This is a genomic window from Myxococcus vastator (assembly GCF_010894475.1).
GTDB lineage: Bacteria > Myxococcota > Myxococcia > Myxococcales > Myxococcaceae > Myxococcus > Myxococcus vastator.
This window is the reverse complement of record NZ_JAAIYB010000321.1, coordinates 1-9948: the sequence shown is the minus strand read 5'-3', so window position 1 is coordinate 9948 and position 9948 is coordinate 1. Positions and strand designations below refer to the sequence as shown.

11 protein-coding genes are annotated in these 9948 nt (G+C 71.7%); 7 read left to right on the top strand and 4 right to left on the bottom strand.

What is annotated here, in order from left to right; genetic code table 11:
• From G4D87_RS26425 to truD, 3 genes are all read left to right on the top strand, one after another.
• Window positions 1–822, top strand: an 822-nt coding sequence (locus G4D87_RS26425; RefSeq protein WP_163785170.1) for a DsbA family protein, incomplete at its 5' end; no start/stop codon positions are given.
• Window positions 823–829: 7 nt separating this feature from the next.
• A complete protein-coding gene (locus G4D87_RS26420; RefSeq protein WP_163785168.1) occupies window positions 830–2173 on the top strand; it encodes a DUF4388 domain-containing protein in 1344 nt (447 codons plus the stop codon).
• On the top strand, window positions 2170–3204 hold the full coding sequence (truD, locus tag G4D87_RS26415; RefSeq protein ID WP_163785166.1) for a tRNA pseudouridine(13) synthase TruD: 1035 nt from the start codon (window positions 2170–2172) through the stop codon (window positions 3202–3204). The genes G4D87_RS26420 and truD overlap by 4 nt, the downstream gene beginning before the upstream one ends.
• Before the next feature lie 93 nt (window positions 3205–3297).
• On the opposite strand, the gene G4D87_RS26410 is transcribed toward truD, so the two are convergent.
• Window positions 3298–4716: an OmpA family protein gene (locus tag G4D87_RS26410; protein WP_176410525.1), complete on the bottom strand. Its 1419-nt coding sequence runs from the start codon at window positions 4714–4716 to the stop codon at window positions 3298–3300.
• Between the two features lie 17 nt (window positions 4717–4733).
• Window positions 4734–5051, bottom strand: coding sequence for a DUF4398 domain-containing protein (locus tag G4D87_RS26405; protein ID WP_163785162.1), 318 nt, complete (start codon window positions 5049–5051; stop codon window positions 4734–4736).
• A gap of 98 nt (window positions 5052–5149) precedes the next feature.
• On the opposite strand from G4D87_RS26405, the gene G4D87_RS26400 reads away from it, so the two are divergent.
• Window positions 5150–6184 carry a HEAT repeat domain-containing protein gene (locus tag G4D87_RS26400; RefSeq protein ID WP_163785161.1) on the top strand — a complete coding sequence of 345 codons (1035 nt, stop codon included), beginning with the start codon at window positions 5150–5152 and terminating at the stop codon, window positions 6182–6184.
• The gene (locus G4D87_RS26395; RefSeq protein ID WP_163785158.1) at window positions 6181–7146 is read left to right on the top strand and encodes an N-acetylmuramoyl-L-alanine amidase-like domain-containing protein; all 966 of its coding nucleotides are present in this window, start codon (window positions 6181–6183) and stop codon (window positions 7144–7146) included. Before G4D87_RS26400 ends, G4D87_RS26395 begins: the two co-directional genes overlap by 4 nt.
• Before the next feature lie 7 nt (window positions 7147–7153).
• Here the strand turns inward: G4D87_RS26395 and G4D87_RS26390 are convergent, their stop codons facing one another.
• Both G4D87_RS26390 and G4D87_RS26385 read right to left on the bottom strand, forming a co-directional pair.
• Window positions 7154–7603 (bottom strand): putative signal transducing protein, encoded by a 450-nt coding sequence (locus G4D87_RS26390; protein ID WP_163785156.1) that lies wholly within the window; start codon window positions 7601–7603, stop codon window positions 7154–7156.
• A gap of 83 nt (window positions 7604–7686) precedes the next feature.
• The gene (locus G4D87_RS26385) at window positions 7687–8049 is read right to left on the bottom strand and encodes a response regulator (RefSeq protein ID WP_026114334.1); all 363 of its coding nucleotides are present in this window, start codon (window positions 8047–8049) and stop codon (window positions 7687–7689) included.
• A 168-nt stretch (window positions 8050–8217) separates the two neighbouring features.
• Here G4D87_RS26385 and hpf point away from each other — a divergent pair, with 168 nt between their 5' ends.
• The gene (gene hpf, locus G4D87_RS26380) at window positions 8218–8577 is read left to right on the top strand and encodes a ribosome hibernation-promoting factor, HPF/YfiA family (protein WP_163785154.1); all 360 of its coding nucleotides are present in this window, start codon (window positions 8218–8220) and stop codon (window positions 8575–8577) included.
• A gap of 144 nt (window positions 8578–8721) precedes the next feature.
• On the top strand, window positions 8722–9948 hold a 1227-nt coding region (locus G4D87_RS26375; protein WP_338045001.1), incomplete at its 3' end, for an MXAN_5187 family protein.

Here is a 9948-nt window from a genome sequence, read left to right as displayed (position 1 = left end):
CCCGTGGACCCGGCCGCCGCCGTGTCGGGCATCCCGGGCATGGACTTCTCCTCGCTGTCGCCCACGGCGAAGCGGGAGCTGGCCACCGTCTTCAATGACGAGTTCTGCTACTGCGGCTGCCCCCACACGCTGGGCGCCTGTCTGAAGACCCACACCCCCTGCAAGCACGCCCGGCGCATGGCGCAGCAGGCCGCGCGGATGGTGTCCGAGGGCAGCCCGGCCACCGAGGTCATCCTCTCCCTGTCGACGTACTACGCCGCCTTCCGCGACCCGCGGGCGCAGTTCAAGGTGGATGACCGGATGTGCATGGGCCCGGTCAGCGCGCCGGTGACGGTGGTGGAGTTCTCCGACTTCGAGTGCCCGTACTGCGCCAAGGCCCGCCCCGTGCTGGAGGCCTTCGCCAGGAAGCACGCGCAGCAGGTGCGCTTCTGCTACCTGCCGTTCCCCCTGTCCATGCACCCCAACGCGAAGCAGGCCGCCCAGGCGGCGCTGTGGGCGAGGGACCAGGGCAAGTTCTGGCAGATGCACGACGCCCTCTTCGAGCACCAGTCCAACCTCAAGCCGGAGGCGATTGCCGCCCTGGCGACGTCGCTGGGCCTGGACGGCGCGAAGCTGGCGGCGCTGCTGAAGACGGACGCGTACAAGGAGGAGCTGGACGGCTACCGCGCTCAGGGCCGCGCGGCGGGCATCAGCGGCACGCCCTCCGTGTACTTCAACGGACGCGCGCTGGACCTGTCCTTCGTGGAGGCGGAGATGCTGACGCACAGCCTGGAAGACGAGCTGGAGTGGTCCGCCAACAAGAACGCCTGGGCGGCTGACTGACGCCGCCATGACACCCCGCTTCCGCATCGACGCGTCGGCGCAGCTCGTCCCCGAGGACCGGCACGTGCCCTCACCGCTGGCGGGGCGCTCGGGGACGTACGCGCTGATGGCGACGGCGCCCGACCTGCTGGTGTTCTCCCGCACGCCCGCCGAGGGTGGCTCCATCCCGGTGCCGCGCGTGGTGCTGTCGGGGGACGCGGGCGGCTTCCCGCTGTCGGACCTCATCGCCTTCCTCAGCCAGTCGCGCTGGAGCGGCGTGGTGCGCGTCCACTCGCCGGGCGGAGAGCGCTCCGTCACCCTGCGCGAGGGCGAGGTGCGCGGCGCCTCCTCCGACGACCCGGCCGACCGGCTGGGCGAGGTGCTGGTGCGGATGGGCTACGTGGAGCGCGCCCAGGTGGAGGCGGCGCTGCGCGAGCAACCGCCCTCCAAGGTGGGGCGCTCGCTGGTGGAGAAGGGGCTGCTCAAGTCGCACGACCTCTTCAAGTGCATCACCCACCAGGTGAGCGAAATCTTCCACGCCATCGTCCTGTGCCGGGAGGGGAGCTTCTTCCTCATCGACCAGCCGGTGGAGGACAAGTCCGGTCACATCATCCAACTGTCCACGCAGAGCCTGCTGATGGACAGCATCCGGAAGATTGACGAGATGGCGCACTTCCGCAAGCGCATCCCCCACGGCCGGCTGTACGTGACGCGCAAGCGCGCCTCGGACGGCAAGCTGGAGGATGACGAGGACCGGGTGCTGGGCCTGCTCGACGGCCGGCGCACCATCCTGGAGCTGGGGCACGCCGCGCGCCTGTCGGAGTTCGACGTCACCAAGGTCGTCTTCCGCCTGCTGGAGGGCGGCTTCGCCTCGGTGACGGACAAGCCGCTGATGGTGCCGGGCCCGGGCGTCCCGACGCCGATTCCCCAGCCGCCCGAGCGCACCGCGCAGGCCGCGGCGCCGGCCCGCGCGCCCGCGCGCCCGGCGGTGACGGTGGACCCGCGCCCGGTGGCCCGCGTCTTCAACTTCATCTTCCGGGAGATTCGCGACGAGGTGGCCAAGCAGGGCATGGACCGCGAGTTCATCGCCGCGGCCAACGCGGCCCTCTCCGGTCAGGGCCTGACGTCGTCGCCGGTGCTGGAGGGGCTGGCCTTCGCTCCGGACGGCAGCCTCCCGGAGAACAAGCTCATGGAGAGCTTCGAGCGCCACCGCGCCCAGCTGGGCAGCGAGCCCCTGGCGACCTTCCGGCAGGCGCTCAGCGACATGATGTTCTTCCTGCTCTTCCAGGCCGGTGAGCTGCTGGAGTCCCGCGCGGACGAGGACCTGGCCCGCCGCGTGAAAGAACTGCTGTCCACGCTCGAGGCATCGTGACGGATTCAGGTTGGCCGCGTCTGACGGCGGAGGTGCCCGGCTGCGGGGGCGCCTTCAAGCTGGTGCCCGAGGACTTCGAGGTGGAGGAGGTCCCCGCCTACCTGCCTTCCGGCGAGGGCGAGCACCTCTACCTCTGGGTGGAGAAGCGGGGCCGTGACACGCGTGAGCTGGTGCGCGCGCTGGCCGCGTCGCTGGGCGTGTCCGAGGACGACATCGGCGTGGCGGGGATGAAGGACCGGCACGCCATCACCCGTCAGCTGGTGTCCGTGCCCGCGCGCGCCGAGCCGAAGGTGCCGGAGTTCAGCTTGGACGGCGTCCAGGTGCTGTGGACGAAGCGCCACGGCAACAAGCTCCGCACCGGGCACCTGCGGGGCAACCGCTTCCGCCTGCGCCTGCGCGGCGTGAAGGACTCCGGCGCGGCGCGGGAGACGTTCTCCCGGCTGGTGGCGCAGGGCGTGCCCAACTACTTCGGTGAGCAGCGCTTCGGCCGGGCGGGGGACAACGCCGACCTGGGCCGGCTGCTGGTGCTGGGCCAGCGGCTGCCGAAGCGGCCGGACCGTTTCCAGCGCAAGCTGTACCTGTCCGCCTTCCAGTCGCGCCTCTTCAACCAGGCGCTGGCGGCGCGGCTGCACGCGGGGACGCTGGCCACCGCGCTCGCGGGCGACGTGCTGCGCAAGGAGGAGACGGGTGGCCTCTTCGTGTGCGAGTCACCCGAGGTCGACGGGCCCCGCGTGGACGCCTTCGAGGTGAGCCCGGCCGGGCCGCTCTTCGGACCGAAGATGACGGCGTCCGCCGGCGCCGTGGCAGAGCTCGAGGCGCGGCTGCTGACCGAAGCGGGCGTCACGCCGGACGACTTCAAGCGCGGCGGTGGTGAGACGGAGGGCAGCCGCCGGCCCTACCGCGTCCGCCTGGGCTCGCCCGAGCTGACCGCGGAGCAGACGGCGGACGGCGAGGACCTCTGGCTCACCTTCGAGCTGCCTCGGGGCGCGTATGCCACCGAGGTCCTTCACGAGCTGCTCAAGGACGGCTGAGCCCCTGAAACGACGACGCCTCCGTGGGCGCGGGGCCCCGGAGGCGTCGGGTGCGTCGTGCCCCGGCCAGGTGCGGCCGGGGCAGGGCGGCGGCTACTCCGCCACCTTGAACTCGGTCCGGCGGTTCATCGCGCGGCCCGTCTTGGTGCTGTTGGGGGCAATGGGCTGCGTCTCGCCAAAGCCCACGGCCTTGATGCGGCCCGGGTCGATGCCGCGGCGGATGAGCTGCGCCATGACGGAGTCCGCGCGGCGCTGGGACAGCCGCAGGTTGGACGCGTCATTGCCCAGCGAGTCGGTGTGGCCTTCGATGCGGATGCGCTTGATCCACGGCGCGTCGCGCAGGGCCTGCGCCACGTCGTCGAGCACCGCGGTGCTCTGCCTGCCGTAGATTTTGTGCGAGCCGGAGCTGAAGAGGATCTGCTTCTTGATTTCAATCCGGTCGCGCTTGATGACGACCATCTTGTACTGCTTGGCGCAGCCGCGCTCCTCCTGGACGCCCGGCTCCTCGGGGCACGCATCCAGCCGGTCCACGATGCCGTCACCGTCGGCGTCCTTGTCCGCGCAGCCGCCATTCTCCGCCGGGCCGGCCTCGCTCGGGCACTTGTCCTGGACGTCCGGCGTGCCGTCGCCGTCGTTGTCCAGGTCGGGGCAGCCGTCCTCGTCCTGGAAGCCGTCCTTGTCCTCCGGCTCGTCCGGGCACTTGTCGTCCACGTCGAGGACGCCGTCACCGTCCTTGTCGACGATGGGGCAGCCCAGGTTCTGCATGGGGCCGGCCTCGTCGGGGCACTTGTCGGCCGTGTCGACGATGCCGTCGTTGTCGTTGTCCAGGTCGGGGCAGCCGTCCTCGTCCTGGAAGCCGTCCTTGTCCTCGGCCTGGTCGCCGCACTTGTCCTCGTTGTCGGGGATGCCGTCGCCGTCGCGGTCCTTGGGCGCCTCGGCCGGGCAGCCCTGGTTCTCCGGCACGCCGGGGGTGAGCGGGCACTTGTCGTTGCCATCCAGCACGCCGTCGTTGTCGTTGTCCGGGTCGGGGCAGCCGTCCTCGTCCTGGAAGCCGTCCTTGTCCTCGAGCTGGTCGGGGCAGGGGTCGTCCTTGTCCAGGATGCCGTCGCCGTCGCTGTCCGTCTCCTCGATGCGGACCACCACCTGGGGCTGCTGAGGCTGCTGGGGCTGCTGCGGCTGTTGCGGTTGCGGGGCCTCCGGCCGTTCGCGGACCAGCACCTGGCGCGGGCCGCAGTTCCTGGAGAGCTCCAGCGCGCGGTTCACCGCGGCGTCGGCGGTGCGCGCGTGGGTGTCGGCGCGGCCGCTGTTGCCCTGGCTCAGCTCGCCACGGGCGAAGTCGAGGTGGGCCTCCGCGGTGGCCAGCTCCACGGGCGCGCAGCGCAGGGCGCCGCTCCGGCGGGCGCGCTCCACGTTGGCCGCGAGCACCTCCGTGTCCGCGCGAATCTTGCTGCCGCTGACACAGGAGAGGGAGAAGAGGAGGGGAAGCAGCGTGACCAGCAAAGGACGCGTCATCGGGGAGCGCTCGGTCATCACGGGTTCGGAGTGCGGCCGCCGGGCTCGTTGCCGCCGGCCACGGCCATGGCCTTCTCGCGGGCCTCGTTGGCGTAGCGGGAGGCCTTCACGGCGAAGTCAACGCCCGCTTGATAGTCGGAGTACCCCACCTCCTCGCGGGCCTTGCCGATGTACAGGTTGGCGGCGGTCCACTCGTAGGGAGCGAGCTTCTCCGCCCCGGCGGTGCGCGCGGCCTGAATCTGCACTTCAGCGTCGAGGATGTTCGCGGTGGACTTCACGGGGCCGCACGCGGTGAGCGTCCCCGACACCGCCACCAACGCCATCAGCTTCTTCATAGGGTGGCGCCTTGAGAGAGAGGTGAAACCTGACGGTCGTATCAATCGCCCTCAGGAGGGTCAAGAATCGGGCAGACGCGCCGGCCGGGGGGCCGGGCATGTGGTGGGACTTTGACGGCTGGCTCCGCCCTTGCCATCGTCGGGGGCCCGTGCCTTCGTCCGTCCGCCTCGTCCTCCTCCTCTCGCTGCTCCTCCCCTGGACCGCCCTGTCTGGACCGGCGTCCGCCGCCAAGCGGAACTCCCGGCGCGCGGACACGGACGCGGTCATCCAGACCGTGGTGCGGGGTGGCGCCGTCCCCGCGGCCATCTCCCGCCTGCGTTTCCTGCGCGAGGAGGCCTACGCGGCCCGGGAAATCGCCTCCACGCTGCGCACCGTCCACGAGGAGCGGCTGCGCCGCAACCTCGCCGCCGTGCTGGCGGGGCTGGGAACGCGCGCCGCCGAGCCCACCCTGGCGGGCCTGGCGTCGGACGAGGACAGCGCGGTGCGGATGTACGCGGCGCAGGGCCTGGCGAAGCTCCACAGCCGGCTCACCCAGGTGCTGGTGCCGCTGCTGGAGGACAAGAGCAGCGGCGTGCGCCGCGAGGCGGCGCGGGCCCTGGGCGCCTCGCGCAATCCGAAGATGGGCGCCTTGCTGGTGAAGACCGCCCGGAAGGAGCCGGAGCTGGAGGTGCGCGCGGCCCTGCTCGCCGCCGTGGGGGAGGCGTGGGACGCCAGGCAGGGGCCGGCCCTCAAGGAGTTCCTCGCCAGCGATTCGGAGAGCACCCGCTTCGCGGCGGCGCGAGGCCTGTGCCGGCTGGGCTCGCCGGACGGCTTCGCCTTCGCGGGCAAGCTGCTGGGCTCCGACGACCGCTTCGTGCGCCGGCAGGGGCTGGAGCTCTACGAAGGTGTCCGCGCGAAGAAGGCCGCGCCCGCGCTCAAGCCGCTGCTGGAGGACAAGGACCGCGTGCTGGCCGCCAGCGCCGCCCGCATCCTCCACGAGGGCGGGGACGCGTCGATGCTGGAGTGGCTGGTGCTGGCGTCGTGGAACGCGAAGTCCGACGAGAAGCTCGCGTACGAGCGCGAACTGGAGACGCTCCAGCTGCGTGACGACCGGCGCAAGGCCATCCTCCGCAAGGCGGGTGTCGCGCAATGAAGGGCGTCGCGGCCCTGGCCGCGGCCCTGCTGTCGCAGGCGCCCGCGGTCTCCACGCCCTCGGAGGACGGGGGCCCCCGGCCCGGCGCCGAGGCGCTCCTGGAGTCGCCCGCGGCGTCCCAGCAGCTCGCCACGGCCCGGCCGGTGAAGCCCAATGGCTGGGTGGGGCTGGGCGCACAGGCGCGCGCCGCGCTCGTGTCGGAGGACGCGGACGCGCCGCTGGCCGGGCGGCTGCTGCGGATGAGCGAGCGCTTCATCAACACGCCCTATGTCCTGTCGCCGCTGGGCGAGGGCCAGGGCGTGGACCCCGACCCCACCTTCCGGCTGGACGCGGTGGACTGCCTCACCTTCGTGGAGCAGTCGATGGCGCTGAGCCTCGCGGGCAGCGAGGACGAGGTGGCGCCGCTGCTCGAGCGCATCCGCTACGCGAGCGCGCCCACCTATGAGGACCGCAACCACCTCATGGAGGCGCAGTGGCTGCCCAACAACATCCGAAAGGGCTTCCTTTCGGACGTGACGCGGCGCTACGCGGGGGATGATGCCGTCAAGGTGACGAAGTCGCTGACGAAGCTCACCTGGCAGTCGCGCTCGTCGCAGGCGCTGGGCCTGCCCAAGGCGCGGCAGGTGGTGGGCACGTACCCCTTGAACATGCTGCCCCTGGAGCGGGTGATGGCGCACGCGCGCGACATCCCCTCGGGCACCATCCTGGTGGTGCTGCGGGAGGACCTGCCGCTGAAGGCCACCCGCATCACCCACCTGGGCTTCGTGGTGCAGCGCAAGAAGCGCACGTACCTGCGCCACGCCTCGCGCGGGGGCTACAACCGCGTGGTGGACGAGGACCTGGAGACGTTCCTGGCCCGCAACGGCCGCTATTCGAAGTGGAGGGTGACGGGCGTCAGCCTCTTCGAGCCGCGGCGCCCCGATGTAGCGAGCGGCGGCTCGGTGTCGCGCCCGGTGCCCTGAGCGCCGTTCAGGAGGCCGGTGGCGGCGCGGCGGCGGGGGACTCGCTCTCCCGCTCCTCCGCCTCCGCGGCGGCCGCGGCCTCGTCGTTCGTGGCCAGCTCCCGCAGGCGCTCCTGCTCAATCAGCGTCACGGCCCGGACCTGCTGGTCGGCGGGGACGTGGATTTCCCACCAGGGCAGCACGTTGCCGGTGGTCAGCTTGTCCACGACGCCCGAGCGGCCCGCGCGCACCAGGACGGGGATGTTCGCGTCCTGGAGGAGCTGCGTGTAGACCTCGGCGGTGAAGGGGTCCTCCGCGGAGCCGGCCCGGACGAAGACGCGGGTATCCAGCTCATGCGGGAGCGGCAGCCCCCTGCTGCGCATCTCCTCCGCGCTCACGAGGAGCGGGTTGCCTGGACAGTCAGCGCACGCGTTGACGCCGTCCTGATACTCGGAGCCGCACCTGGCACAGTATTTCATCGCCGTCCCTCCAGCCCGTGGGTGTCTGGAGTGAAATAGTAGGTCCGGGTCGCGTGGACGGCACCGGGGGCCCGTCACTTCGTTCAGTGCCGCGCCTCGTCGCCCAGCCTGCACACCGCGGCGCTGAGGCGCTCCACGTCGATGGGCTTGCGCAGCACCACGTCACAGTGTTCGGAGCCCTGCACCTGGGTATAACCGGACACGAGGATGACGCGGGCCCGGGGTTCGCGCTCCTTGACCTTCTGCGCGAGCTCGGTGCCGCACATGCCCGGGAGCGACTCGTCCGTCACCACCACGTCGGGGTGCTCGGCTTCGAACATCTCGAGGCCGGCCAGGCCATCGGTGGCCGTCTTCACGTCGAACTCCGACTCCAGGAGCTCCGCCAGCAGCTCCCGGCTGTCCCCGTCGTCCTCGACCAGCAAGACCTTGATTCGCTCGGCGCCCATGTCCCTGGGAAACCCGCGCCGCGGTGGGATTCGTCCTTCCCGGGTGCGGGCGCTCCGCCGCCCAGCCGCTCGGGGAGCAGGGGAGCGTCACGGGGGCTCCATTAATGGACAGGGGGTGGCTCACCACCGGGCGTCAGGCTGCCCATCTTTGGGCTCGGAGGAAATGCCATGAAGGTGTTGCTGCGTGGAGTGCACCTGGACCTGTCGGATGCTCTCAAGTCGTATGTCGACGAACACTTGGTGCGCCATATCGAACGGTTCGCGGATGACGAGGCGGCGGAAATCGACATCTCGCTGGTGGACACCAATGGGCCCAAGGGTGGCGTGGACAAGGAATGCCGCGTCACCGTGCGCATGCCCGGGCTCTCCTCGGTGCACGTGACGGAGACGGCGGAGTCGTTGTTCCCCGCCATCGACGCAACGCGTGACCGGTTGGAGAAGAGCCTCAAGCGCATGCTGGGGAAGCGGCGCGATGTTCACACCAACGGCCTGCCCGAGGACGTGGCGGCCGACGTTCCCACCTACTAGTCGCGGTTGGCGGCGGCATGAGCCCGGCCTCCCAGGTTGTACACCTGGCGGCCGGGCTTGTCTTGTCCAGTGCCCGAATCTTGCTGGGGCCGAACGGTGAACGCTATAAGCGGAACCCTTCAACCTCGGGCTAAAAGGACGGCGATGGTCCGCCTCAAGTTCCTCGTCTTCGCATTCCTGGTCATCGGACTGGGCGTTGCTCATCTGCCGATGCTGTCGGGACCGCTGCGCGAGCGCGCCGTCGCCGGTGCATCGGCCCAATCTTCCGCGGGCGCCGCCGAGGTGGCGCGCCGTGTGGATTCTCGTCGTGCCGAGGTGCAGTCGCTGGCGCTGAAGCTCGCGGCCATGCCGGAGGTGGTGTCCGCCGCCGCGCCGCCGCTTCCTGAACAGCCCGCGCCGCGCAACCAGCGCGAGCGTGAGCGCGCCGAGGCGGAAGCCGCCGCCGCCCGCGTCTTCACCGCAGAGCGCTTCGCGGCGGTGCGCGGCGCCGTCGAAGCCTTGGTGCCCCCGGAGCTCAAGGGCGCGGTGGTGGCCGTGGTCGCCCAGGACACGCAGTTCCACGCGGTGGCCGGGGCCGAGCCGTCCTCGGACGCGGCGAAGCTGGACGTGGTGAGCCTCGTCAAGTCCGGGGCCAGCGTGGTGGATGCCTTCGGTGCGCCGCATGCGTTCGCCGCGGTGCCGCTGTCGTGGCACGCCGGGGCGCCCGCGGTGACGCTGGTGCTGGGCGCGCCGCTGCTGGACGAGGGCGGGCTGGAGGCCGCCGTCCAGGCGTCGGGCGTGGCCGCGCTGGCGCTGGTGAAGGGCGACGCGCTGGCGGGCGTCGCCGGTCCGCAGAAGCTGCTGGCGGAGGGCTCGCTGTCGAAGGTCGCCGCGGAGGCCTCGGGGGTGGTGCTGAGCACCGGCAAGCTCCTGGAGCTGGGCCCGGTGGCGCTGCCTGTCTTCACCCAGGGTGACCCCCTGGGCGGGAACGCGCCGTTGATGGTGGGCTCGCGCCGCGCGCTGGCCGGCACGCCGCTGGAGGTGCTCGCCATCGCCAGCACGGAGCCGGTGCTGGGCGCGCTGGCCGCGTATCAGCAGAACGCGCTGTTCGCCCTGGCGGGCCTGCTGGGCCTGAGCCTCCTATGGACGCTGATGATGGGCTCCGGCCGCAAGGCGGGTGACGCGGAGACGTCCAGTGGCAGCTCCGACACGCTGAGCCTGTCGGCCGCCATGGCCTCGGCGCCCGCTCCGGCCGCCGTCACGCAGCCCCCGGCCCCCGCGCCCGCCGCGGACCCGTTCGCCTTCGCGCCGCCGCCCGCGGCTCCGGCGCCCGCCGCGGATCCGTTCGCCTTCGCGCCACCGCCGGCCGCTCCGGCGCCTGCCGCGGACCCG